Raw genomic sequence first — 25,003 nt, 5'->3', positions numbered from 1 at the left:
ATAATTACGCTAACTTCGTTCCAAACTGCTTTACTTTCTCCAACCATTGGGCTCGCTTCTCAACTGAAGATGATTTTATCGGTCCAATCTCCGTTAGTCGTACAGGCGTAATTCCGCAGAACCGCAAGATATTATTTTTCATTACACGGTAACCTACATGCCTATTAATCCATCGACTGTACCATCCTGGTGTATCTGTTGTGACGATGAGATGGGCAGATTTCCCTACGAGCAGCTTATCCCATAGCGCAGACTTTTCACGATATTTGAAAGCGAAACCTGGCAAGAAGACTCGATCAATAAAACCCTTCATCAACGCCGGCATCCCTCCCCACCAGGTTGGATAAACGAAGACGATATGATCAGCCCAGCGTATGAGCTCTTGCGCATGTAACAAGTCTGCCTCAAGCTCTGTACGTTTCCGATAACCAAACTGCAGATTCGGATCAAATGTTAAAGCATGAATGTCGATGCTCTGAATTTCGGCCTTCGTGTGTGAAACCCCACCGATATATGCGTTCGTTAGGGCTGCACAGTAACTCAGTGGATCTGGATGTCCATTAATAATAAGAATATTCGATTTCAAGATGATTTCCTCCCTATTTGCGACTATAATCAGCATAGAATGATTACGGTTTGATTTGAATGATGAAACACGCAAACCAATTGCTGATTTACGCAAAGGAGAGATTTAAACTTGAAAAGCAAAGGTATTGCCATTTCTATGGTATATCCCATTATGAAGACGGTGGTGCAAAAAGGCTTTGATTCAGAGCAATTTTGTAAATATGCTTCGTTCGACGCAAGTCTTCTCCAGGATGTAGAGGCACGCATCTCAGGCCAAGAATTGGAGCGACTAACCATTGCCGCAGCCGAGTTTACGGAGGATTCCCATTTTGGTTTACATCAAGGTCAGATCATGGAATTCGCCGATATGGGCATCCTTGGCTATGTCATGATGCATTCCCGATCCGTCGTCGATGCATTAACGGCTTACCAACGATATAATGTGCTGCTCTGCAGTGGCTTTAATTTGGATTGGGACGTAGAAGGTGATGATGTACGGGTATCCATGTTTCTTCAGCATCCCGGTCAGGGAGAGATGTCCCGTCATTGTATTGAAGATATGGCAAGCTCATTATTTCGATTGATCAGCAGACTCAGCAACCGAGCAATTCCTCTACTGGAGGTAGCGTTTCATCATGAAGCAACAGCCGATCTAGCTCCCTATCAGCCCGTATTTGGACGCATCCCCCGCTTCGCCGCGCACAGCAATTATTTGCGTTTTAGCAAGGATGTCCTCCAGTATCCTGTCCTATATTCCGACGCTAAGTTACTGAGCATATTTGAGAATATCGCACAAGAAACGAGTCGAGAGCTTACACAATCTAGCCGATTTACGGAGCAAGTTATCCAGTGGATACGCACATCCATGCCTTCCTTTTTCCCAACTTTGCAACAAACTGCCGAATCCCTCCAAATGAGCGCACGAACCCTTCAGCATAAATTAAAAGAAGAGAATACAACGTACAACGATCTCACGATTCAAGTCCGCAAAGATTTAGCCATGGGCTATCTTCGCAAATGGGAGTTCTCCGTGGGTGACATCGCTTATGTACTGCATTTCTCAGAACCCAGCGCATTCCAAAATGCATTTAAGAAATGGACTGGCGTCACACCTGGTCAATATCGAGCCAATTTCCAAAGCAGAGAAGTGCGTTTGAATGGATGAATCGTGCTGCAATTATAGGGTATACACACACTACAGGGGTAAGAGTGCTGTTGCGGTCGGGCATCTGTTAGAAATGACGCTGTTAGGAGTTTGGTTCCTGTGGCGTCTTTGTTTTTGCCTATTTACAAACCGACGGTCTGTTTATATAATGAAGATAGAATAGAATTGGGGGAATTCCCCAGCAAGAAGTGGAGGATTAGACTTTATGAAGAATGAGGAACGCAGAGAAACTACCACACGTAAGCTCCTCGAAGCGACGAAACAGTTGTTGAGGTTAAAAAGCTGCCACGCCATCACGATGAAAGATATCATAGACCAATCATCACTTTCCAAAGGAGCTATCTTTCATTACGTGAAGAGTAAGGATGAAATATTTGCAATGGTGCTTCATGAACGACTCGAAGAAACGAATTCGAAATTTATGCGGGAGACGGAACATGCAACGAAGACTTTTGATGGACCGATGCAACGTATTTCTCAGAATCTCATCGCGCTAGAAGATCCCCATGAGATTACGAATAAAGTGCTCAAATACTTACTAGGCAAGGAAGAAGATCCGACTGTAGCGGACGTACTGCAGCACTTTTATGAACGATCCGTATCATTCGCCAAAAACTGGATCACGCTCGGCCAAGTTCATGGTGTCATTATGGCAAACATTGACCCTGAACAGACAGCTGAAATGTTCGTCCTGCTATCCTTGGGATTGCGCGTCCGCTCGTCTTTTGCTTCGACTACCGCGCAGTTCTCCACTGAGGTGTCTACATTTATGTCGACCATTTTGAAAAGCCAATCCAAATAATCTCTAAAGGAGGTACTCGCATGGCACCATTTGTTGCGTTGTTGTCATCTTTTCTTGTTTTGCTAGGAATAGGTTCTCTGGGGTGGTCCTATTTCGATGATTGGCACACCGCGCTGCAAGGCGCAGTCGCTATCATGTTTCTCCTTACAGCCTCTGCACATTGGGGCAAAAGACGACCAGATCTCATTCGCATGGTCCCTCCCTCGTTCCCAAGACCCGCCTTGATCGTAACGATTACCGGCTACTTAGAAATTGCCGGTGCCATCGGGATTCTCATTCCCGTGATGTCGCTGACTGCATCCATCTGTTTATTCCTCATGCTGATCGCTATGTTCCCCGCAAACATTTTCGCGGCTCGCAATAAATTGACGATTGGCGGCAAGCCAGTTCCTGGATTAGGGATTCGGGTTATGTTGCAGCTCGTCTTTATCGGAGCCGTTGTGTTGGCATCGCCTTGGTTTGGGAGTTAGATGCGTTACAGTTTCAGCTGCGATCCGCATGAATTCATCAGCATTTGTGTTACAATACCTAATAAAAAGGAGCTGCTGACATGCAAAAAATCTCTCCATTCCTATGGTTCGACGGCAATGCCGAAGAGGCAATGAACTTCTACACGTCCATATTCAGCGATTCCGAAATCGAAAGTATCCATCGTTCTGGGCCTGAGGGAAGAGTTATTTCAGGAACATTTGTGCTTGGTGGAGTGCGGTATATGGCATTAAATGGCGGACCACATTTCAAATTCACACCTGCCCTATCACTATACGTAAACTGCGAAACGCAAGAAGAAGTCGACACGTTGTGGGCAAAACTTTCTGAAGGCGGCCAGCCTCAGCGCTGTGGTTGGGTACAGGATAAATTCGGCCTATCCTGGCAGATCATTCCCAGCATCTTGGGGGAACTGCTCAACTCGACGGATCGCGTAAAAGCTGCCCGTGCGATGAACGCAATGCTCGGCATGCAGAAGCTAGACATCGCTGCGCTTAAGCAAGCATATGAGGGGTAAAATCCAAAAAGGAGCAAAGCACGTTTTGTGCTTTGCTCCTTTTTTGGCGTAAGAGCTGCCGCTGAGGAAAATCAGCGGTACAGCTCTTGCTCGCGCCCGGCGGCGGGCGGTTCCCAATCAGCGGTACAGCTCAGCTCTTGCTCTGCTCTAGCCCTTCCCCCCATACCCGCGTAAGGTGGAATGCCCAAAGATGCAAAAGTACAACCATTTTCGAGGAAAATGGCTGCATATCGATAAATGCGTGCGTATGAGCATCCTTTTGCGCCGAAATGCTCCAAGATGGCTAGTATTCACTAAAATAGATGCTTATTTGCAACTTTTTCAGATAGAGAGGTCATTTCGATTGAAAAGGTTGCACATTTGCAATTTACACTCTTCATAACGACTAAAGTGGCAACTTGATCCAACTAGTTTATGGAGAATTTCCACACAATGCGGCCTACTTGCGCTGAGCTTCGAAACCGTCGACTAACACCTTGAGTCCGAACAGGAACTCTTCATCCCAATTGACTGCTGTCGTATAGGGCAACAGTCGAACAAAATGGGGATAGTGCTCCGCGGACAACGACTGAATATGTGTTGCTGGGGTTTCGCCGATTGTGTCTACTGACTCAACTGCTTCTGCTCTTGCCGTTAAGCGATTCTCCTCTTCGACGAAGCTATAGATGTAGTTCTTAATCATACTGGCGAACCATGGAATGTGCGGATCACGGAAGCCTGATTGGGCAAATAATCGATATAGAAACTCGATATGCGCTAACCGTTTGGGGCTGCCAGCCATCGTTGCACTCATGATCGATATCGCATCTCGATACCGATGCAGCACGAGTCGGAAATGGATCGCCCACTCGCGAAGTTGCTCCTGCCAATCCAGACTTTCATCTGGCAATCTCACATCAGAACTAATTTGCTCGGCAAGCAGATGCATTAATTGCTCTTTGTCCTTGATATGGTAATACAGAGAAGCTGCCTTAACGTCTAGGGAATCAGCAATTTTTCGCATACTGATTGATCCTATCCCCTCATCACGCAACAGCGCTAGGACAGCTTGAATAATACGTTCACGATCTAGTGGGGTGTGTACATCGGATGCCCCTCGTCCTTCATTGGTCCCCTCCGTTTGTAGGGGATGAATTCGTCTACGCGCCATGTTCGACCTCCATTTTCTCTTGACAATTATACCACAATAAATTAATCTAACATCATTAAATAAAAATTCTAACAACGTTAGATAAAATGAAAGATGGTGTTCCTTTATGACCAACAACCTAATCGATCCTATATTCCGAAAAGCTGAAAGCCAGCTATCCGAATCATGGAAATCGGTATATGAGAATAAACAAACTGAACTCATTGCGATGTTTAACCAATACGGGGATCGTGCGTATGGTGTCTGGATCCAAGACTTCATGGCACATGTTATTGAACCTTTTCAAGAAGGAGGCTACCAGATTAAAGCTGGTTTTAATCGTCATAATTCGGTCGAGAACTGGGGCCCACCCGAAGAGCGTGAACGCTGCGCTTGGTACCTCATTCATGATCATGAAGGCAAGCCTGTCGGCACCTTGGTTCTTCAAGTCTATCATTCGCATCGATCCTTTTTCGTGCCACGGGCACCTCAGCTGCTTTTGCTGCAAGTTACGGAAAGAGAAGATATCTTATCTGCATTATCCCAAGCCACTACACGGGTTAGATGGGATCGTCCTGCAGTTCGCAATCTTTCTCAAACCTCTCACCAAACAACGCAATGGGAATACGCCACCGATGTCTCCTTGGCCGATTGTCTGGGAGCAACAATGTCTGAACATAGCAGCTGGTCACTAGATGAAGCGCTATCTCACTGGGGACGGTATGGTTGGGAACTTATCACTGTTGCGCCAGCGGATGGGAAAATGATCGCTTGTTTCAAACGCCCCGTTCACGCTATCTAATTTCCAACATTTGACGTGCTAATTTGCGATCCATTATGATAGGGGAGGTACTACCAAATAACTCATTGAGGTGATTCTATCGTGGCCATTCAATCAGATAAAATTTTCGTTAATTTACCTGTAAAAGATTTGGACAAATCGGTCGCTTTCTTTACTTCTATGGGATTCACGTTCAACCCCCAGTTTACGGATGAAAATGCAACTTGTATGGTGATCAGTGAACACATCTATGTCATGCTTTTGGTCGAGAAGTATTTCCAAACCTTTACGAAAAAACAAATTTCCGATGCTACGAAAACGACAGAAGTACTCGTTGCTTTAAGCTTCTCTAGTCGTGAAGAAGTCAACGAACTCATTGAGAAAGCCGTAGCCGCTGGAGGTACACTTTATAGTGACCCTAACGATCTCGGTTTCATGTATCAGCACAGCTTCCAAGATCTTGACGGCCATCAATGGGAATTGTTCTGGATGGATCCAAACGCTGCGAATCAATAAGCCTACCTGAGGTGGTGAGCGTATCTCACGCCTCTTTTTTTTTCCTTTCTGCTTTTTACCTTCCGCCTACTTTCTGCTCTCTGCTCTCATCCCCTCCGACTACTACCTTCCAACTCCCTGCTTCCCCACATCCCCCATCAAATGACCAAGCATATTCTTTGTTTTATACGGCATATTCTTTGAAATGCCACGCTGCCGCCTTCTCTCTCTAGCAGGATAACTGCCGTCATTGTATGATAGAGGGGATTCCTAATCCTAGAAGTTGAGGGCATGGTGTGACATCGATGAAACTTCGCAGTCCAATTAAGACTCTGCGCGGAAAGATTCTGATCTCCTTATTTTTCCTGATCATACTTCCCGTTGTGATCATTCTCTACCGATTCTATAAGTCATCCGAAGATATTGTGCAAATCCAGCTCAACCAATCCAATCAAGCCGCCGTATCCCAGAAAGCTACAGCCATGAACGAGATGGCCGTTCGCATGATCACTGCTTCCAGTTTGATTATTAACGATCCGGAAACGGAGAAATTCCTGAAAGAACCTGCAGATTGGTCGAATAATTATCTCTCCTTCATTCAGCTCACGAATCTGCACAAGAAAATGTCCAACGTCAAAGATCTTCTTCTCGACAGTACTACACAACTTGGGTTATATGACAATAGAGGGTTTACGCATACCACATGGTCTGCCGTTACACCAACGAAGATCGAAACATTCTACAAGGAAAGCTGGTATGAACCAACGCTTAAACGCAATGGCTTCCCCTACTGGACGGTTCCCTACTCGCTTCCTTCATCTACGAACAAGCAAGATTTAATCGTCATGACGAGACAAATTAATGGCGAATACACGAGTAATTATGGTGTCTTTTTCATTAGCGTACCAATTCCCGTTTTCTTCTATCCGAATGTCGAAATCCAGCACCAACAAGCTTCAGGTATAACCTCTGCCCTCATTGATGAAGACCAAAAGCTCTTAATCGGTGATCATGCCGCCGCAGATTTATTAGCCAATCATGCCCTCCAGCATGTGCGTACCAATGAAAATGGCATTCAAGAGGTGAAAATCAAAGACCAAGTCTATTTTATCAATGACGCTTACGTGCCACAGTTAGGTTGGCGGCTCGTCCAATTCATGAATCAGAAGGATTTCGCTACACAACTTAGTCGGGAAAAAGACAAATCCATCACTTGGGTTGTCGCTTGGTTCCTTTTATTTGCCATCGCTTTCATTGTTCTGATGCTTCGAGTAACGAGTCCTTTCAAGCAATTGGCCAAATCCATGACCAAGGTGGGCAAAGGGGAGTTTAATACGCTGGTTACGATAAAAGGCGAAGACGAGATTGCCATGCTCGGCAATTACTTCAATCGCATGGTGCTGCATCTGCAAGATCTCATTTCAGATTTATATGATGAGCAGCGCCGCAAGCAGAAAGCTCAGTTCCAGGCGCTTCAAGCGCAAATTAATCCGCATTTTTTACTCAACACACTCAACTCTATTAAATGGATGGCGCTGCTCTCTGGCGCAGATCATATCAGTGAGATGATTACCAAACTGGGGAAACTGCTGAATTTCACCATGCGGAATGAACAAGAATTCGTCACGTTGCAAGAAGAACTGGACTATTTGCAGGTCTACCTCTCGCTCCAAGAAATTCGGTATCATGATCAGATCACGTTTACCTATAGCATCCCTGAAACACTGCTGGATTGTGAAGTGTTGAAATTTACGCTGCAGCCTGCCGTAGAGAACAGCATTATCCATGGTAATCGGTTCCCGCTTCTTATCGAACTTCAAGCTGAAGAGGTTGGTGGGAATTTGCATATTGTGATGCAAGATAACGGAGTGGGCATGAGTATGGAGATGATTGAGAAGGTGGAGTCTTCCCTCAACCAGCCTCACGCGAAGTTCAGCGGTATCGGCATACGCAATGTGAACGAACGAATCAAGCTCCACTTTGGCATGCAATACGGTATGCAGATCTCAAGTGTGGAAGGCGAAGGAGTCCGACTACGATTGGTGCTGCCTTTGAAAAGGAGGAATACAGATGCTGAGAATTCTGATCGTTGACGATGAAATCCTTGTGCGTATTGGCCTTAAAACAATCATCCCTAGAGATAACGACGAGTTCCAGGTTATTGGAGAAGCTTCTAATGGATTGGAGGCTTTGAAAATACTAGAATCGCAAGCCTGCGATGCTGTACTTACCGATATTCGTATGCCGGAGATGGATGGGCTTGAATTATTGCGCCGAATTCGGGAACGCTGGCCAGCGATGCCTTGTCTTATTTTATCCAACCATAACGACTTCAACTATGTCCAGCAGGCATTACGCCTAGGCGCCATAGAATATGTCACGAAACTAGAAATTAACCCATCCGAGCTGATGGAGAAGCTGCGCGCAATCCGGGATCAATTGCATAAGGAGAGACAAGGCCAGAATGCCCGAACACAACTCGAGCAGAAAGTAAATCAATACAGTAATGAGGTCAAAGAAAAACGGTTGCGCGAGCTCCTCCAAGGTCATGTATCACGCGGAGAAATCGAACAAGTCTGGCATGAATTCCAGCTGGAACTTTTCACAGCGCCCTTGACTGCAGCCGCGATTCAGATCGATGCCTATGAGGAGTTAACGCAGAATAATCGCTTCCAGAGCGATCGACTTTTGACCTATACGGTGAAAAATGTTCTCAATGAGATTCTCAAGAAATATGGCAATGGAGAGCTGGTTGAGATGGCAGTTGGGAAGTTCTGCGTCCTGACAGGCCAAATGAACACGAACATGCTAGTCGAAATGCAGAATGCCGTACAGGTTTTTCTGAAAATCTCACTGGCCATTGGTGTTTCCCCTTCCTACGAGGATACCTTTGCGCTCCATCCCGCTTATGAAAAAGCAGATCATGCCTTAAGCTACCGATTCTACTATGGGGATTCCTGCATCGTTTACTATGATCATTTGCAGGCTGCACCTCCAACCTTATCTGAGCCATGGCAGGAAGAGGATTGGACGAAACGTATTGAAGAAGGCGACAAAATCAGCTTGCGCGAGAAAATTATGGCATGGACCGAGGAGCTCTGCCGCAATAAGAATATTCCCCCCGCCCTATTGCGAGAGCAGTGGCTGCGTTTGCTTCATATTTTCGCGCGTTGCTTGAAGGCAGAAGGCGGCGATATTTACTCGGTTACCCTGCATGAGCAGCAGTATCCCTACCATGTCATTCGCAATGCTGAAACCGTGCAGGCATTATCTACCTGGTTCATCGGATGGCTCCCCGTCTTCCTAGCCTACAAGCGCGAGCATGGGAAGGAGAAGTTCCGACCTGAGATTCAACTTGTGATTCGTCAGATTATGGAGAAGTATAATTTACCGCTCAAAGTAGCTGATTTGGCTAGCACCGTTGGGTATACCGAGAATTATTTGAGCATTTTGTTCAAAAAAGAAACTGGCAAAACGATCACTGATTATATGACCAATGTTCGCATGAAAAATGCCCGCGAGCTGCTCAAGAATCCAGATTACAAAATTTTCGAAATCTCTGAGCTCATTGGTTATGCCGATCCCAATCATTTCAGCCGCAGCTTTAAGCAAATGGAAGGCATGTACCCTACCGAATTTCGAAAGCTCGTCTTCGGTCATCGAACATCATAGAATAATGCTTACTTCGTAAAGAATACTCCGTGTCTTTTTGGGAAAAATTGCATTACGATTTAACTACCAAAAGAAAAGGGGATGAACAAATGAAAAAAGTATTTGGCATGGGGGCATCAATCGCCCTTGCTGTAAGCGTTCTCGTAACCGGTTGCTCCAAAACACCTGAAGCTTCACCTTCCGCAGCTGCGTCCGTCGCACCTGCAGCAACAGTAGCAGCAACTACTCCAACACCTGAAGCACAGAAACCAGTTACCCTTAAATTCTGGGGAGGCGTTCCGCCAGAAAGCGGACCACAAGATGCCGTTGATGCATGGAATAAAGCGAATCCTACGATTAAGGTCGAATATACACGCTATGTGAATGATGATCCAGGTAACCTGAAGTTGGAAACAGCCCTGCTCTCGAATACCGATGCACCTGACCTCTATATGAACTACGGCGATGCCTACATGACGAAACGACAAGCAGCAGGAATGGCGGAACCACTCGATGACCTTATAGCCAAAGGCGGCTTTGATGTTGAGGGAATTATCGGAGCGGCGAATATCAAGAAGTTCGCAGATGGGAAATATTATTATCTGCCAGCGAATAAGAACTTAGGTGCAGTACTTTTCAATATGAAAGCATTAGAAGCAGCCGGCGAGAAACTGCCAACCGCATGGACTTGGGATGATTTCAGTGCAATGGCCACCAAGCTTAACAAAGGAGCTATGAAGGGGACTATGCTAGATCCGGCTCTTGGGTGGTTCGGTGATACCGTCCTGCAAACGGCCAAACCGCAAGACTGGGTCATCGCTGCCGATGGTACATCCAACTTTAACAACCCAGCCGTGAAGAAGGGCTTGGAAATGCAGAAGAGCTTGGAAGACAAAGGCGTCATGATGAAGTATTCCGAAGCGGTTGCTGGTAAAATTACTGTACAGAATGAACTTCTGACAAGCAAAGCGGCTATGATGGCTTCCCAAATTTATATCATTCGTTATATTAAAGACATCAAGAGCTTCCCGCATGATTTCAAAGTCGCATTTGCTCCATATCCGCAATTCACTGCTGGGGGCAATATTAACCCAGGTGGCGGTATGGGTGATTACATGTCCATCAATAAAAACAGCAAAAACAAAGAAGCTGCTTTTAAATTCATCTCATGGTATTTACAAGAAGGTAATATGGCTATGGTTCCAGGCGGCCGGATCCCTACGAACAAAAAAGCCGATGCTGGTAAAATCGCCTCCATCCTCATTGGAGATGCGAAAGATCTGATTGACGAAGCTTCCTTGAAAGCGCTGCTGGCTGGCAACTACACATTCCCAACATCCTACAACGTACCTGTTCCAACCGAACTTAGAGCGATCTTCAAAGACGAGATGGAGAAATATCTGCTTGGTGCTCAACCAATTGACAAAGCCATAGAAACGATGAAAACGCGTGCCGACACGACGATCAAAGGCGCCAAAAAATAATACGCAGCACTTCGAAAACCTCTAGCATCTTCTTGCTGGAGGTTTTTTCAATGAAACTACAGAAAGGGTCACGTTCACGCTATAGGAATTCACTCACTCGCTTGGTAAAGTTACATTAACACATGATTTCGAAAGGGTGGCTTACGAATGAAAAGACATTTCTGGCATAACGCCAAATTCAGGGAAAACCTTGCTGGCTACCTATTCATTTTGCCCAACTTCTCGGGGTACCTCATCTTTATATTGCTGCCGATCCTATTCAGTCTTTATCTCGTATTCGTGGATTGGGAATATCTCAAAGGGTTCGCAGGCATCGAATGGGTCGGCTTCGATAATTTCAAAGCACTGGGCAGTGATCCCAAATTCGTGAAAGCGCTGAAAAACAACTTAATCTTCACCCTGGTCAGCGTTCCCGCTTCCATTCTCATAGGACTCCTGTTTGCTGTCGTTCTGAACAAATATGTGTTCTTCAAGCAAACATTGCGCACGTTGATCTTCCTGCCCTACGTCAGTTCGCTCGTTGCCGTATCCGTCATTTGGAGCATTATGTACCGTGCTTCCGATGGTCCAATCAACCAAGTGCTAAAATCCGTTGGCATTGATCATCCCCCAGGCTGGTTGTCGAGCCCGAATTCTGCTCTTTTTGCAATTATCATCATGCAGGTATGGGTAACGATTGGGTACGCCATGGTCATTTACTTAGCTGGACTGCAAGGCATTTCCAAGGATTTGTACGAGGCTTCCGATATTGATGGGGCTTCGAAAGTACGCCAGTTTTTCCAAATCACCATTCCGATGCTCACACCAACCACCTTTCTCGTTGCCATAACACTCATTATCGGCTCCTTCCAAATCTTCGGCCCCGTCAACATTATGACACAAGGCGGTCCTATAGATTCGACAATGGTATTATCCTATCACATCTACTTACTCGCATTCCGCTTCTACAAAATGGGTTATGCCGCTACCGTCTCTTGGGTGTTATTCGCCATCATCTTCGTCGTTACCATCATTCAATGGCAAAGCCAGAAACGTTGGCAGCAGCACTTCTAATTGGAAAGGAGATTCTACTGTGGAAACTACTATTGTATCTACGCAATCCTCACGGAAAATAGCCATTGCCAACATGAGAAAGGGCAGTTTCTGGCTTAAGCTCTTCGTCACTCTCCTCGTAGGCGCGATCTCCATCGTGATGATTCTGCCTTTCCTATGGATGATATCGACTTCCTTCAAAATTAATGGCGAAGTATTCCAATATCCGATTGATTGGATTCCGAATACATGGCACTTTGAGAATTATAAGAAAGTCTGGGCGGGCGCAGATCCCTTCTATTTATTCTATTGGAATTCGATTAAAATCACGGGCATTACCGTTGTAGGTAATCTATTGACGAGTTCCATGGCTGGCTACGCGTTTGCCAAGATACGCTTCAAAGGCCGCAACTTCCTGTTTCTACTCTATTTGTCTACGATGATGATTCCAGGTCAGGTTTTACTTGTCCCACGCTTTATCTTATTCGATCAGTTGCAGTTGATTAATACACACGCTTCCATTATTTTACCAGGTTTATTTTGGGTATTCGGCACGTTCTTGATGCGTCAGTTTTTCACTACCATCCCTGGTGAACTATTGGAGTCAGGGCGCGTTGATGGCGCCAGTTACTGGCGGACATTTTGGCAAATTTGTTTGCCCTTAACCAAACCTGCACTCGTCACGCTCTTAATCCTCTCCTTTACTTGGCACTGGAACGAGTATGAGAACCCTCTTATCATGCTGCGGGAGAAAGATTTGTACACGATACCACTTGGCTTAACGAGTTATGTAGAGGAGTTTGGTACGAATTATGTACTCACCATGGCAGCTTCCGTATCGGGGCTTGTTCCCCTGCTCATCGTCGTAGCAGTATGTCAAAAGTGGTTCGTAGAGGGCATTGCCAGCTCGGGATTGAAAGGCTAACTTCACATGCGAAAAAGCTATCTTCGTAGATTTACTACGGAGATAGCCTTTTGCATTTCTATTTCGGGTAATAAGAGAACCCCGGATATTTGACGACTGGCCATTTTTCCTTCCGCAGCGCATTCAATACTTCAGGGCCGACATTCAAATTCGTACCCACCAGCTCGCGAGGTGTAAGCGCCATCCATTGGTTTAGCGAGACATCCTCAAACCGATCACTCTTAAACATTTCCAGGAACCATAGGGATTGCGTACCGGTATTTTGTATATAATGTCCCAGTGCAAATGGCACATAACCAACATCACCAGCACGGTAATCGAACGTACGAGCATTACCATTCCCAGCGAAAACGGTCATACGCCCCTGACCCGTCAGATAGTACTGCCATTCATCATTATTCGGATGCCAATGCAACTCTCTCATTCCACCCGGTTCTATCTCAACAAGCGCTGCAGCAATATTTTTGGATATCGGAAAATTCGTTGAGTCAACGATTCTTACACTCCCTCCTGGCGTTTTAATCGGAGTTTGTGCGAGCAGTTGATGCTTAAAGCTTAGGGGAATGGTCCCGTAAGGAGACTGAACTTTCTGGCTATCAATGGGACCAGGAACCTTGTCTTGATAGATGTAGACTTGCTCTTTGGGAATGTTGTTAAAAGCACGGATAGGAACGCCAAAATTGGCAGATAGCACATCTTTCGGTGTTCGTGAGAACCAATCGGAGATGGATATCGTATTCAAATCCGAAAAGTTACCATCATCGAATACAAGCAAGAATTCACAGTGCTCTAATCCTTGAATGGAGTGTGGAAGTCCCGGCGGGAAGTACCATAGATCCCCTGGACCTACATCGGCAATATAATTCCGCCCCTCTTGGTCAATTGATGTAATTCGAGCTGAACCTACTATCATGTAAGACCATTCTGCTTGTTGGTGCCAATGCAATTCGCGAACACCACCAGGTGTCAAACTCATGTTTACCCCTGCCATCGTTGTCGCTATGGGTAATTCCCTGACCGTGACTTCTCGCGACCAGCCCCCGAAATTTAATTTCATCGATGTGTCTGAGAAAGAGAATTTCAAATTCGGAAGCAAGCCAGAATCTGTTATTGGCGGAACCAACATGTTAGGATTTTCCATATCCCGCATTATGTCCCGCGGACCCGTATCCATCCCACCGGCACCATCGGGTCGAATCGGCTGTGGCACATTGCCATACGCGGGTTGATTCCTATTCGGAGTATCCATGCGGTCATCCCCCTTTATTAAGGTGAACTACGTTGTAACTCATCCTAATTGGTATATGAGAGGATTTCAGCGTTCATTACTTTAGAATCACCGAAACACACACATAATTCCCTTGAGAATTGGAATAATAAACCTGCATACCTAACAAATAATAGAAGGAAATTTTGTATGGATATACAAAAGTTATTACGGAAGAGTAGGAGATCAGCACCTCCGCTGGCACCAACGGCTAGCCCGCCTCCCTCTTCAGTCGAATTCCCTCTGACATTATCCTTGGAGGAAAATAGAAAATGGATTGAGCAAAAACTTGCGAATTGTTCCGATATTTGCTATCTGCCTCGATTTTTTGGTGCCCAATTGCAATACGGAGCACTTGTTGTCTATTGCGATTCACTCATAAACGATAAAGAATTGATTTTTCTAAAGGACGTGCTTCAAGATCTTGTTTTTCAAGAGGCAGGCTTTGATGCAGCTACCATTGAACTGAACAAACTGATTTCATTCATTGAGAATCATGGTGTCTCTTCTCGAAACGTGACAATTATTGATCAATTGCCAACTGTAGAAGAGAATATCCTGCTTGGACAAGTTGTGATTTTGTTGGATCAGTGGAACAAGGCGCTGTGCTTTAATGCGCTTACTTTAGAATCTAGACAAATTGGCGAACCCATGAACGAACCGGTAGTTAGGGGACCTCAAGAAGCTACGGTGGAGAGCCTGAGAATTAATCTAGGATTACTGCGGAATCGTTTGAAAAGCGGTAATTTTAAGATTGAGAAGTTCGTGGCAAGCGGAGAAACACGGACCGAGATTGCCGTCGGTTATTTAGAAGGAACTGTAAACCCGCGAACCTTATCAGAATTTAAAAACCGTTTCGAATCTTCCATTCAAGAGGAAATTTTGGAAGTCGCCTATATCGAAGAATTAATTGAGGACTCTACGTATTCGCCTTTTCCACAATATCGACATACCGAACGTACGGATACGGCTGTTGCTGCTCTGCTTGATGGGAAAATCATTGTTCTTACCTCTGGTTCTCCGTCCATTATGATCTGTCCTGGTCTCTTTATCGAGTTTTTCCAATCGAGTGAAGATTACTACATTCGTTCCCTGTATTCCTCACTGATTCGATTACTTCGCCTATTCGCATTCATCATGGCTCTTACATTACCGAGCCTCTATATTGCTATCTCAACTTTTCACTCAGAGCTCATTCCCACTGTGTTGCTGCTAGCCATTCTAGATACCCGTGAGGGTATCCCATTCCCCGCGTTCATCGAAGCTTTATTGATGGAATTCTTCTTTGAAATCATGCGGGAAGCCGGTATCCGTCTGCCTAAACCCGTGGGTTCAGCTGTGAGTATCGTCGGAGCTCTTGTCATTGGGCAAGCAGCTATTGAAGCCAAAATCGCTTCCCCCATCATGGTCATCATCGTGGCATTGACAGGTATCGCTTCTTTCTCGTTACCCAATTACAATATGGCTATCTCTCTACGTATCTTGCGCTTTCCCCTCATGTTCCTTGCAGCAAGCTTAGGGGGATTCGGATTCATGATTGGCTTTCTGTTTATTTTTCTACATTTAGTTAGCCTACGCTCTCTGGGACAGCCCTATCTGACGCCATGGGCTCCTCTAATCATGAATCAATTAAAGGATGGATTCGTACGAGCTCCCTTAAAGGTTCTCCTTCGCTCACCGCGAAACCGACATCGGCTTAACCGTTCCAAAAAGTAACGGCATGACAGAGAAAGAAGGAAATACAACATGAGATGGTTAATGGTGACGACATTATCTGGACTGTTATTATTTTCTTTAACAGGCTGTTGGAACAAGGCTGAACTGGTCGAATACGCCTTCGTACAAGCGGTTTCGCTGGATCTATCTGACGAAGGCAATATCAAATTAACCACACTTTTCTACAAGCCAAGCGGCAGCAGTGCATTATCAAAGGGGACTAGTACGAAATCCTCGTTCACGATTAAGACAGAAGGCGAGAATGTTTTTGATGCTATTCGGGACGTCACCATCCACTTAGGACGAAAAGCCAAATGGGATCACATGCGTGCCGTTCTTGTAAGTGATGAGGTGCTGAAGACACATGATATAGGTGTTATCCTTGATTTTTTCAGACGAGATCATGAACCCCGACCAACCAATTTACTCTTAGTGACGAAAGGGAATGCCGGTGCGTATTTATCATTAGAACCGTTTATTGAATATACCTTAGGCCAACAATTGCGTTCAATGGATGAGGGATCTTCGCGATTCGCTGCTAAATCAATGAATCAGAACATCTTGAAAGTTATGATTCAAATGAAAAGCGAAACGGGCGTTGCAGAAATTCCTTACTTATATTTGGATGAAAAACGTGGGAGTGTTCCGAACATTGCCGGCGTCGTTGTCATCAAAAATCAAAAAATCGCTGATATTATTCCACCAGATGAATTAAAAGCCTTCCTTTTGCTCAATCATCAATTTCGAGGTGGTATTATCATTACGTCTTGTGAAGGGAACAATGGTGAGGGAGATCACGCGCTGCAGGAAGCATTCGAGATTTCCCAGGGAAGTACGAAAGTCACCACCTCACTTAAGAATGAAGCGGTAATCGTGAATATCAAAGCCAAGTTAACCGGAGCTGCTGGGGAATTAAGCTGTTCGAATACGAACACAGCCCAAGAAGAACTTGCTTACAAAACTCGTTTAAGTAACCAAATTAAGAATGAGTTTCTTACATTGATTCATCATCTACAATCAAAAAAACTAGATGCCCTCGGCATCGGCAACATGATTTATGCCAAAAATCCTCATCAATGGCTTGCATGGAAAGAAGATTGGGGAGATCGATTTGCAGACGTTCAATTTAACATCGAAGTTGATGTGACGGTTGCTAACTCAGGAATGAGCGGCGGTAAACCTCTAGTCAAATGAGTAACTGAAGATATCAACGAGAGGACAAGATTACCTATGATGCTAAAGCTGATACTCCTACTCATCACTTGTGTCCCGTTACTGCTATTTGATTTGGTCAATTTCAAAAAAGAAACTGCCCGCGCCAAACTTGTTTATGCCTTCTTCATTGCGATATCGCTCTATCTTGGCAGTATTTTTGTTTTAGAATTACGTTGGCCAATTCTCTATGATACAGCTGAATTCTTACTTGGCGAACCTGCTCGTCTGATTGTTGCGTTCTTACATGTCACTCCTCACTAACTGCAGTAATCAGGAAGATTAAGGAAAGGAGGGGCATACAATGAGAATTGATGAAGGAATAAGTTCTGGCCAAATGTCCGTCTTGTTTTTTATCTATTTAACAGGTTCTTCAATCATTAACATTCCTCAACCTTTAATTAGCTACGCCAATAATGGTGCTTGGCTATCACTTATCCTCTCCTACCTATTAAGCCTTAGTTTTCTAGGTTGTATCTTGTATATGCACGGAAAATACCCAGACTTGACCTTTATTGAATATAGTAAGAAAACGGTTGGCACATGGATGACAGTTCTCTTCGCAATCCCCTTCATTTCCTTTCAGTTCCATATGGCTACGGGTATTGTTATTGATATAGGATTATTCATGACCACAACGCTAATGCGAGAAACGCCCATCTATGTATTTAACTCACTCATATTTCTACTGATTTATGTTACTGTCAGAATGGGCATTGACGTCATGGCACGGATGTTTGTTTTACTTTCAGCTATGGTCATGGTGTATGTCATTCTCATTTTAGCTTTGGCAAGTTTCAACTATCATCCCTCTTACCTCTTGCCTGTCATTCCCTTTGGCTTCAAACCTATCTTACTTGGAAGTTATTTTTCTTACGGGTTTCCGTATGTTGAAATCTTTCTCTTCAGCATGATTCTTCCCTTTGTCTCCACAAACCAAAATAAACCACTGAAACGTGGTTTATTTCTAGCTCTATCCATCAACGCTTTAAGCTTGATTACTGTCACGCTATGCACCATTATGACCTACGGACCTATCGCTGGTGAGCGTAAATATGCGATGTTTCAGTTAGCTCGAACCATTGAATTTTACGAGTTATTTCAGCGTATTGAATCTCTCATCGGTATTTCACTGATTGTAGCCTCCTATATGAAAGCTGCAATCGTTATATTTGCCTTAAATTTGACGTTCACCCACTTGTTTAATTTACAAAATAACCGCTTACTCATCTTACCTATCACCATGATTTGCTGTTTGCTATCCTTTACTACCCCTGTGAAAGGAGAAGCTTTCTGGGGCAATTTAGTATCCTTTATCCATCCCTTGTGGGGAACTATCGGATACCTACTCCCTGTTTCGATCGTGATGCTAATTCATCTCGTGAAGCGGAAGAGCAAATCTGCTCTAACATCTAATAACTAGACACACTCTCCTAGAATGCTTTGCTTAACCATAAACCCGGATCTCAACTACCTCAGCACACGGGCAGCCATTCGTCGCCTCCACGACAAGTCGCAACCGATCCGTCGCTAAAGCTGCCTCCAACTGCAATCTACTTGACCGTTTACGGTTGTTCGTTACACGCTGTAGAAGCACCCAATCACCACCCATCCAAGCTTCCAGGCGATAGTCCTTCACTAACTCCGGTCTAACTTCCTCACTCGTCCTGAATGCGTGAAGATTAATTAAATCCTCGTGCACGTTATCATTAAAAGTTACTTGTAGATACCGCAGAGTTTGAGTTTCGTCCCAACTCAGTTCCACCCACTCCTCTTTCGTTGGCACCATCGGCTCCGACATCCATTGATGTGGCGCTCCATACGGTCGCAAATACCCATCCGTTACCTTATCCGCGGAGAACGCGTTCGTTTCTGACGAAAGTCGGAAACAGATTGGCTTGCGATCTACACCATTCTTCATACTCCACTGGACGACAGGCTGGTCCGGTTGATGATTCTCCAGCTTCGGATCAACAATCGGCTTCGCACCTCGTACGAAAGCAATTGCTCCCGTGTGCTGTTGATCAGAATGGTACACAACAACGTGTTTATTCGCTCTGATAATCACGAACGCATTCTGCTCCTCGTCAGGTTGCCAACACAGCGGGAAGCTAATCCACTGCTGTTCCCCAGCTTGCACTGCTGTCTGGGTCTGCATGATCATCGTCGCAGGCACATAGTTCTCGGCCCGCCCCGTCTCCCACAGCTCCACTTGCATCATCGTCGTTGCTTCACTCACGTCAACCAGCAGTTCGAAGCCCTCCAACTGCGGCGCAACTGGAAATAGAACTGCGACATCATCGCTTAATCGCCTAGGCTCCACAGCATGCGATACGCTCAGCTTTGTTAGCGTTGAGGATGCCTTCAGCTTGGCCATTCTCGCAAGATCCTGCCCATCTTCATTCCGAATGCCAATCAACGCCGCATCCTGCCTTAGCAGCACCTGTTGTAGTTCTTTCGTGTGGTGCTGATATAGCTCACGCGGTGTAATATGTTTCTGGACGCATAACGCCGCACCAGTTCCAGCCCCTTCTCCTATTACAGCGCAAGTCGCCATGACGCGTGTCGTTCCGAAGGCCACATGCGATGCGCTTATATTTCGTCCTGCCATCAGCATATTGGACACGTTAACGGAGTAGAGACTGCGAAACGGAATATGATAAATGCCATCCGCGTGCAGATGCTTGGAGCCGCTCTCCGTCGAATACATCCCCTGCGGCGGGTGCAGATCGATGGACCAACCGCCGAAAGCGACGGTGTCTTCGAACTTCTTTTGAGCCAGAATATCATTCTGATTCAGCATATAGTCTCCGATGAATCGGCGATATTCTCTTTTGCCAGGTAACGCCCCTACCCACTCTAGCGTCATATTCGCTGAATCGAATTCCCCTGAATTTTTGATATAATCCCAAATCCCATAAATAACCGACCATAATTCATCGCGAATGCGCTCGTTCTCATGCACAGTATCCAGCTCGCCGCCCCACTCAATCCACCAATAATGACAACCCGAATCGCCGCTTCGAATGACACGCTTGATCGGAATGGAAGTCGCCACGATGTCTTTGGCGAAGCTTGGCGCATGATATTTAACCGGGTGACCCACGTCTTTGGTATAAAATAAAATCGTACTCCCGAGTGTAATGTCATCTGCGATCTCAGGCGCCCACTCCTCTTGAAACTCTTCTCGTGCCTCGCGGCCGACACGAAATTTGGCACCCGCCAAGAATCCAACGAGGCCATCACCGGTACAATCTAGAAACACCTCGCTCTCGAAACGAATGCGCCGCTCCGAGCCCATCATCCAGCCTGTAACCGAACGAATGATTCGATTGCTTTCATCCCCATCCGCCTCCACTTCATGCACATCGGTGTTAAGGAAAAGCTGTATATTCGCCTCAGCGCGTACAGCTTCCAGCACGATAATATCCCAAAGATAAGGATTCCCATCGGGATTTTGGAACTGATTTTCTACGAACAACTCCCCCATAATCCCCGTTTCGCGTGCGTACCGATTAATGCCATGCGCCGTTGCACCACACACCCACACACGGACTTCACTTGACGAATTCCCCCCGAGTACGGGACGATTCTGAATCAATGCGACCGTCTGACCTAATCTTGCAGCGGCTATGGCAGCGCATACGCCTGACAGTCCGCCTCCAACGACCGTAATATCTTTAATTACGATTTCCTCTCGCATACGATAACCTCCATGGAAATTAGTGATTACCTTTATTTTAAAAGATTGGCAGCGCTTAAAACCATGCACACTATTAACATAAACTTATACAAAATTTCATTATCAAGCTATCTTCGAGGAAGCCTTTCCATTATGATGAAGAGACAAGAAACGAAAAAACATGAGAGGGGAAGGCCGGCATATGCAATCCTTCGAAGCATCAGGTGCACGACCTAAGCTGCTCAGTCACATGTACTGGAAAGAAAAGGTCGCCTTTCAACTTCACGAAGATGCGAATGAATGTTGGGTGCTATTTGCAGTAGAGAATGGGAGCTTCTCCTACCAGATTCAAGAACAAGAGGGGACAGCTTCCTTCGGCGATCTAATCGTATGTCCACCTGGGGTTATTTTTCGGAGGGAAGTCATTCAGCCCTTATCCTTTCACGTCTTGCTGCTGGATTGGGTCGATGAGGCCGATTGTCCACTGTCTACTTCCAACTCCATGCCATCAGGAAAACAAACCATTCACGATCTCCATCGGTTGTCCTCGAACTATGCCTACTTGAAAAAATGGTTTCAGCATGAAAGCACCGTCGCCTCGTCTCTGCGTCAACATGTGCTTACAGACCTCTGGATGCTGGTTGTGGAAGAGGCTTATTCGGCAAGCCCCGCATCGGCTTCTCCTTGGACATCTACTGGAACGAATAGCAGGGATGCTCTGATTGAAGAGGCTGCACAACGCCTGCGAGCACAAGCGGGTTCCACCTGCATTTTGAAAGATATCGCGAGTGAACTCGGTTTGACACAGGTGCAATTTACCCGTAGATTCAAAAAATCGACCGGCATTCTGCCGATCGATTACTTAACGGCACTCCGTATCCAGAATGTACAAAAACTGCTGCTCGATAGTGACATGACCCTCGTGCAAATTGCGGGGCAGTGCGGCTTTGAGAATGAGTTTTATTTGAGCCGTGTATTCAAAAAACGCATACAAATGACGCCATCTTCCTATCGCAAGTTACACCGCCTATGAAGGGCAGCATTCCATAACAAATGCATCTATACGAGAACCATTTAAGTTTAGTATGATACTAGCATCAATCTATTTAGAATGAGGGTTGGAAGTATATGACAGAACGACTATTGAAATTGCCCCAATGGACCGGATTTCTCATCATTTTGGCTATTCTATCCCTCGGCACCACACTTACCGCCTTCTCACCTCTGTACGCTAATGGAATTATTAATGTTGTTATCCCGATTTGCATTTTGTTTACCTTACGATCAGACTTCTTCGAAAAATTAAAACTATCAACCTTGGTCATTGGGAGAGTATTAGTTGTATTGACGTTCGTAGGATACTTCCCTAGTGAATGGCTAGTGCCAATTATCGTGTGGCTGCTGCGGATTAACATTTTGGAAGCGACATTGACTGATTGGAAGAACAAGAATTACTACAATGTCATTTCGGGACTTCTTCTAATCGCAACGTCATTCGTCATCACGGGAACATGGCTAGGAAGTTATTACATCACCGTTAATGAAGCCATGATTTTCTGGGCCATCGCTTATACGCTTTGGAACTGGGATTTTGTCATATACGAATTTAAGCAGCCCCTTGGATTTTATCATCTCGCTGTTTTGACTACTCCGCTGCTCATTGTTTGCCTTACTTTGAACCCAGGGCTATGGCTGATTATGCGTGCCAATTCATTAACGTTCGCGGGTATTATTCAAATATCAGGAAAAACGTATATCGAGTCTTATCTTGCAAGTCCTGCCATGATTACCTTTATTACCACTGTCAAAAAGCACCCCCTACAAATCAGCATCATGATGATTAACACGATACTGTGTCTCTTATCCGTTCTGCTCTCTTAATTTATTTGCGAAAGGTGGCACCCATCTATGAACGTTCTCATCTTTGGTGCAACGGGGATGGTCGGGCAAAGCGTGTTGCGTGAGTGTTTGCGTGATCCTCAAGTTAACAATGTCGTTTCGATTGGTCGAAGCGACACACAGCAGACTCATTCGAAGTTCCGTGAACATGTCCTCAAGGAAATCACCAATTTATCCCCATTAACGGATGAGCTTTCAAGTATTGATGCTTGTTTCTTCTGTCTCGGTGTTTCATCTGTAGGTATGAGCGAGGAAAAGTATCATGCGATCACCTACGATTTGACCATGTCGATCGCCACAACGTTGGTCCAAATCCAACCCAAGATGACCTTCGTCTATGTGACAGGTGCCAGTACAGATAGTACTGAACAAGGCAGCAGCATGTGGGCACGTGTCAAAGGCAAAACGGAAAATGCGCTCCTCAGGCTTCCATTCAAATCAGCCTTCATGTTCCGTCCTGGCGCGATACTGCCGAAAAACGGTGTTAAATCCAAAACCAAACTATACCAAACTTTCATCGTCATCTTAAGCCCAATTTTCCCACTTCTGCACAAATGGTTTCCGAATTCCGTCATCGATTCCGAGCAAATTGGCCGTGCCATGATCACTGTCGCGAGAAGTGGATATGAGAAGGCAATACTGGAGAGCACCGATATTCGTGAGGCTGCTGGGAGGACATCGGGTCTATAAATGTTCCCTAGTGCAATCGGCGGATTTCCATTATACTGATAGGTAAGAGACGAAGAACGTCCCTGTCCATTTCTAATATGGCACAGGGGCGTTTTTTTCATTTTCAAGAAGGGATTGATGCTATGAGTTTCGACCACGACCATGCTTCATGGATACAGAACCATTTGAACCAGAGAACCGGAGAACGTAGAGGCCGATTGGAGCGCGGACATCAGGAGGCAGAAAAACTATTCTGTCAGAGCGTCTGGTGGGAGCTCCGTGGCAATTTCGATGAGTTGCACCCCGAATTCGAAGTATTGGATTGGCGCGGACGTTCGTATTTCTGTGATTTTGCTTGGCTTACCTCCTTTGTGAAATTGATCATCGAGATCAAAGGATACGGCCCTCACGTGCGCGACATGGACAGGCAAAAATACTGCAATGAGCTTAATCGAGAAACTTTTTTGGCTGCGATGGGGTATCAGGTGATTTCATTTTCATATGATGATGTGGCCAATCGCCCTGAACTCTGCCTTACACTACTTCGCATGTTGATTAGTCGCTTTCAGACTAGCACCTCGCCTGTCCGCTTAGATAATGTGATGGAACGGGAAATCATTCGCCTTGCCTACACGCTCGCGCAGCCAATCCGTCCAATTGATGTAAGAACGCATCTATCTATCAACTACCGTTCGTCCGTCCGCGTGCTCCAGTCCCTCTGCGACAAAGGCTGGTTTATCCCGCACGCCGGAGCAGAAGGCAAACACGTCCTTCGGTACGAGTTAGTAAAACGGGAGCATATTCATTTGATGTGACGAGGTGACGGGTTGGGTTGGGTTGGGTTGGGTTGGAGTCTGGGAGGCGAGTGGCGGGGATGTGTGGAGTGGGAGCATGGAAGAACTGGTGGCGAGGTAGCTAGTTGCGATGTGTGACGAATGCGATAGATACTGGTGGATTATGAAAACGTGAGGGTAAGTAGTAGAGATGGTTGTGCGATGTGGTGGGATATGGAAAAGACTAGTTGCGTAGTCGCGGTAGCAGTGGCTGGTGGGTAAACCCTCTCCCCAAAAATGCAAATATACAACCTTTTCTCCTCAATCACCTCCAAAATTGGGAAATAAGTGCAAATAGGCATCCTTTTTATCGATTTTCTCGGATATCACGTTAAAACTCATCAAATAGATGCCTTTTTGCATCAATTTCGAATAATTGACCGAAAACCGTGTTCCAAAAGTGCTTTTTTGCATTTTTGACAATTAGAATTGAGGGCCAGCTATTCATTGGCGTTGCTTCCACACTTGCAGCTTCACCAGCATGTTATCTTGACCTGTATGTTATCATTCGTTGCTCCCAAGCTCTTTTACTTCACATATTCTCATTCCACTCCCGCTTCACCCTACTTTACTTTCCTCGTCTCATCCCATTCCCGCATCACCCTACTCTACTATCCTCAACTTTCTTCTCCAGCTCCCCCACGGCAAACCATTTACCCAGTTATCCCCCAGTCACTTAATTACCAAC

The 25,003-nt window shown here is 45.5% G+C and carries 23 protein-coding genes; 19 read left to right on the top strand and 4 right to left on the bottom strand.

The features are described 5' to 3' along the window. Positions 1–4: 4 nt before the first annotated feature. Positions 5–622 (bottom strand): NAD(P)H-dependent oxidoreductase, encoded by a 618-nt coding sequence (locus AC58PV_RS19770; RefSeq protein ID WP_497434047.1) that lies wholly within the window; start codon positions 620–622, stop codon positions 5–7. Positions 623–697: 75 nt separating this feature from the next. On the opposite strand from AC58PV_RS19770, the gene AC58PV_RS19765 reads away from it, so the two are divergent. From AC58PV_RS19765 to AC58PV_RS19750, 4 genes are all read left to right on the top strand, one after another. Continuing rightward, positions 698–1,732, top strand: a complete 1,035-nt coding sequence (locus AC58PV_RS19765) for an AraC family transcriptional regulator (RefSeq protein WP_497434046.1) — start codon at positions 698–700, stop codon at positions 1,730–1,732. 205 nt (positions 1,733–1,937) lie between these two features. Next, a complete protein-coding gene (locus AC58PV_RS19760) occupies positions 1,938–2,534 on the top strand; it encodes a TetR/AcrR family transcriptional regulator (protein WP_497434044.1) in 597 nt (198 codons plus the stop codon). 20 nt (positions 2,535–2,554) lie between these two features. After that, positions 2,555–3,004, top strand: coding sequence for a DoxX family protein (locus AC58PV_RS19755; protein WP_497434043.1), 450 nt, complete (start codon positions 2,555–2,557; stop codon positions 3,002–3,004). A gap of 80 nt (positions 3,005–3,084) precedes the next feature. Next, positions 3,085–3,540 (top strand): VOC family protein, encoded by a 456-nt coding sequence (locus tag AC58PV_RS19750; protein ID WP_497434042.1) that lies wholly within the window; start codon positions 3,085–3,087, stop codon positions 3,538–3,540. Between the two features lie 439 nt (positions 3,541–3,979). Here AC58PV_RS19750 and AC58PV_RS19745 read toward each other — a convergent pair whose 3' ends face one another. After that, entirely contained in the window at positions 3,980–4,690 is a 711-nt protein-coding gene (locus AC58PV_RS19745; RefSeq protein ID WP_497434041.1) for a TetR/AcrR family transcriptional regulator, read from the bottom strand. Positions 4,691–4,796: 106 nt separating this feature from the next. On the opposite strand from AC58PV_RS19745, the gene AC58PV_RS19740 reads away from it, so the two are divergent. From AC58PV_RS19740 to AC58PV_RS19710, 7 genes are all read left to right on the top strand, one after another. Next, positions 4,797–5,471 (top strand): DUF6022 family protein, encoded by a 675-nt coding sequence (locus tag AC58PV_RS19740; RefSeq protein ID WP_497434039.1) that lies wholly within the window; start codon positions 4,797–4,799, stop codon positions 5,469–5,471. 81 nt (positions 5,472–5,552) lie between these two features. Further along, positions 5,553–5,966: a VOC family protein gene (locus AC58PV_RS19735; protein WP_068662639.1), complete on the top strand. Its 414-nt coding sequence runs from the start codon at positions 5,553–5,555 to the stop codon at positions 5,964–5,966. 284 nt (positions 5,967–6,250) lie between these two features. After that, positions 6,251–8,038, top strand: coding sequence for a sensor histidine kinase (locus AC58PV_RS19730; protein ID WP_497434071.1), 1,788 nt, complete (start codon positions 6,251–6,253; stop codon positions 8,036–8,038). Further along, entirely contained in the window at positions 8,016–9,617 is a 1,602-nt protein-coding gene (locus AC58PV_RS19725; RefSeq protein ID WP_497434038.1) for a response regulator, read from the top strand. The genes AC58PV_RS19730 and AC58PV_RS19725 overlap by 23 nt, the downstream gene beginning before the upstream one ends. A gap of 89 nt (positions 9,618–9,706) precedes the next feature. After that, positions 9,707–11,080 carry an extracellular solute-binding protein gene (locus AC58PV_RS19720; protein ID WP_497434037.1) on the top strand — a complete coding sequence of 458 codons (1,374 nt, stop codon included), beginning with the start codon at positions 9,707–9,709 and terminating at the stop codon, positions 11,078–11,080. A gap of 147 nt (positions 11,081–11,227) precedes the next feature. Beyond that, complete coding sequence (locus tag AC58PV_RS19715; RefSeq protein WP_497434036.1) at positions 11,228–12,133, top strand: carbohydrate ABC transporter permease; 906 nt, start codon at positions 11,228–11,230, stop codon at positions 12,131–12,133. Between the two features lie 19 nt (positions 12,134–12,152). Then, a complete protein-coding gene (locus AC58PV_RS19710; RefSeq protein WP_497434034.1) occupies positions 12,153–13,037 on the top strand; it encodes a carbohydrate ABC transporter permease in 885 nt (294 codons plus the stop codon). A 58-nt stretch (positions 13,038–13,095) separates the two neighbouring features. On the opposite strand, the gene AC58PV_RS19705 is transcribed toward AC58PV_RS19710, so the two are convergent. Continuing rightward, positions 13,096–14,286 carry an oxalate decarboxylase family bicupin gene (locus tag AC58PV_RS19705; protein WP_497434033.1) on the bottom strand — a complete coding sequence of 397 codons (1,191 nt, stop codon included), beginning with the start codon at positions 14,284–14,286 and terminating at the stop codon, positions 13,096–13,098. Positions 14,287–14,454: 168 nt separating this feature from the next. Here AC58PV_RS19705 and AC58PV_RS19700 point away from each other — a divergent pair, with 168 nt between their 5' ends. The 4 genes from AC58PV_RS19700 to AC58PV_RS19685 are packed head-to-tail and all read left to right on the top strand — an operon-like array spanning position 14,455 to position 18,655. Further along, complete coding sequence (locus tag AC58PV_RS19700) at positions 14,455–16,020, top strand: spore germination protein (RefSeq protein WP_497434032.1); 1,566 nt, start codon at positions 14,455–14,457, stop codon at positions 16,018–16,020. Positions 16,021–16,050: 30 nt separating this feature from the next. Continuing rightward, positions 16,051–17,214 (top strand): Ger(x)C family spore germination protein, encoded by a 1,164-nt coding sequence (locus AC58PV_RS19695; RefSeq protein WP_497434031.1) that lies wholly within the window; start codon positions 16,051–16,053, stop codon positions 17,212–17,214. Between the two features lie 36 nt (positions 17,215–17,250). After that, positions 17,251–17,496, top strand: a complete 246-nt coding sequence (locus AC58PV_RS19690) for a hypothetical protein (RefSeq protein ID WP_497434030.1) — start codon at positions 17,251–17,253, stop codon at positions 17,494–17,496. Positions 17,497–17,536: 40 nt separating this feature from the next. After that, positions 17,537–18,655 (top strand): GerAB/ArcD/ProY family transporter, encoded by a 1,119-nt coding sequence (locus AC58PV_RS19685; RefSeq protein ID WP_497434028.1) that lies wholly within the window; start codon positions 17,537–17,539, stop codon positions 18,653–18,655. Between the two features lie 24 nt (positions 18,656–18,679). On the opposite strand, the gene AC58PV_RS19680 is transcribed toward AC58PV_RS19685, so the two are convergent. Next, the gene (locus tag AC58PV_RS19680; protein WP_497434027.1) at positions 18,680–20,935 is read right to left on the bottom strand and encodes an FAD-dependent oxidoreductase; all 2,256 of its coding nucleotides are present in this window, start codon (positions 20,933–20,935) and stop codon (positions 18,680–18,682) included. Between the two features lie 181 nt (positions 20,936–21,116). Here AC58PV_RS19680 and AC58PV_RS19675 point away from each other — a divergent pair, with 181 nt between their 5' ends. The 4 genes from AC58PV_RS19675 to AC58PV_RS19660 all read left to right on the top strand — a co-directional run bounded on the left by AC58PV_RS19675 (position 21,117) and on the right by AC58PV_RS19660 (position 24,297). Continuing rightward, complete coding sequence (locus AC58PV_RS19675) at positions 21,117–21,947, top strand: helix-turn-helix domain-containing protein (RefSeq protein WP_497434026.1); 831 nt, start codon at positions 21,117–21,119, stop codon at positions 21,945–21,947. A gap of 95 nt (positions 21,948–22,042) precedes the next feature. Next, positions 22,043–22,795: a hypothetical protein gene (locus AC58PV_RS19670; RefSeq protein ID WP_497434025.1), complete on the top strand. Its 753-nt coding sequence runs from the start codon at positions 22,043–22,045 to the stop codon at positions 22,793–22,795. A 27-nt stretch (positions 22,796–22,822) separates the two neighbouring features. Next, positions 22,823–23,503, top strand: a complete 681-nt coding sequence (locus AC58PV_RS19665) for an NAD-dependent epimerase/dehydratase family protein (RefSeq protein WP_497434023.1) — start codon at positions 22,823–22,825, stop codon at positions 23,501–23,503. A gap of 122 nt (positions 23,504–23,625) precedes the next feature. Continuing rightward, positions 23,626–24,297 carry a DUF559 domain-containing protein gene (locus AC58PV_RS19660; RefSeq protein WP_497434022.1) on the top strand — a complete coding sequence of 224 codons (672 nt, stop codon included), beginning with the start codon at positions 23,626–23,628 and terminating at the stop codon, positions 24,295–24,297. Positions 24,298–25,003 lie beyond the last annotated feature (706 nt).

It is taken from the genome of Paenibacillus sp. J22FR83, from assembly GCF_059691955.1.
This window is presented reverse-complemented; position numbering and strand designations above follow the sequence as displayed.

Excerpts from the sequence above, each read along its gene's own strand:
- AC58PV_RS19750 (WP_497434042.1), top strand. The coding sequence starts at position 3,085 with ATGCAAAAAATCTCTCCATTCCTATGGTTCGACGGCAATGCCGAAGAG.
- AC58PV_RS19680 (WP_497434027.1), bottom strand. The coding sequence starts at position 20,935 with ATGCGAGAGGAAATCGTAATTAAAGATATTACGGTCGTTGGAGGCGGA.
- AC58PV_RS19705 (WP_497434033.1), bottom strand. The coding sequence starts at position 14,286 with ATGGATACTCCGAATAGGAATCAACCCGCGTATGGCAATGTGCCACAG.
- AC58PV_RS19670 (WP_497434025.1), top strand. The coding sequence starts at position 22,043 with ATGACAGAACGACTATTGAAATTGCCCCAATGGACCGGATTTCTCATC.
- AC58PV_RS19695 (WP_497434031.1), top strand. The coding sequence starts at position 16,051 with ATGAGATGGTTAATGGTGACGACATTATCTGGACTGTTATTATTTTCT.
- AC58PV_RS19675 (WP_497434026.1), top strand. The coding sequence starts at position 21,117 with ATGCAATCCTTCGAAGCATCAGGTGCACGACCTAAGCTGCTCAGTCAC.
- AC58PV_RS19665 (WP_497434023.1), top strand. The coding sequence starts at position 22,823 with ATGAACGTTCTCATCTTTGGTGCAACGGGGATGGTCGGGCAAAGCGTG.
- AC58PV_RS19755 (WP_497434043.1), top strand. The coding sequence starts at position 2,555 with ATGGCACCATTTGTTGCGTTGTTGTCATCTTTTCTTGTTTTGCTAGGA.
- AC58PV_RS19760 (WP_497434044.1), top strand. The coding sequence starts at position 1,938 with ATGAAGAATGAGGAACGCAGAGAAACTACCACACGTAAGCTCCTCGAA.
- AC58PV_RS19690 (WP_497434030.1), top strand. The coding sequence starts at position 17,251 with ATGATGCTAAAGCTGATACTCCTACTCATCACTTGTGTCCCGTTACTG.
- AC58PV_RS19660 (WP_497434022.1), top strand. The coding sequence starts at position 23,626 with ATGAGTTTCGACCACGACCATGCTTCATGGATACAGAACCATTTGAAC.
- AC58PV_RS19745 (WP_497434041.1), bottom strand. The coding sequence starts at position 4,690 with ATGGCGCGTAGACGAATTCATCCCCTACAAACGGAGGGGACCAATGAA.
- AC58PV_RS19725 (WP_497434038.1), top strand. The coding sequence starts at position 8,016 with ATGCTGAGAATTCTGATCGTTGACGATGAAATCCTTGTGCGTATTGGC.
- AC58PV_RS19685 (WP_497434028.1), top strand. The coding sequence starts at position 17,537 with ATGAGAATTGATGAAGGAATAAGTTCTGGCCAAATGTCCGTCTTGTTT.
- AC58PV_RS19720 (WP_497434037.1), top strand. The coding sequence starts at position 9,707 with ATGAAAAAAGTATTTGGCATGGGGGCATCAATCGCCCTTGCTGTAAGC.
- AC58PV_RS19740 (WP_497434039.1), top strand. The coding sequence starts at position 4,797 with ATGACCAACAACCTAATCGATCCTATATTCCGAAAAGCTGAAAGCCAG.
- AC58PV_RS19730 (WP_497434071.1), top strand. The coding sequence starts at position 6,251 with ATGAAACTTCGCAGTCCAATTAAGACTCTGCGCGGAAAGATTCTGATC.
- AC58PV_RS19715 (WP_497434036.1), top strand. The coding sequence starts at position 11,228 with ATGAAAAGACATTTCTGGCATAACGCCAAATTCAGGGAAAACCTTGCT.
- AC58PV_RS19700 (WP_497434032.1), top strand. The coding sequence starts at position 14,455 with ATGGATATACAAAAGTTATTACGGAAGAGTAGGAGATCAGCACCTCCG.
- AC58PV_RS19770 (WP_497434047.1), bottom strand. The coding sequence starts at position 622 with ATGCTGATTATAGTCGCAAATAGGGAGGAAATCATCTTGAAATCGAAT.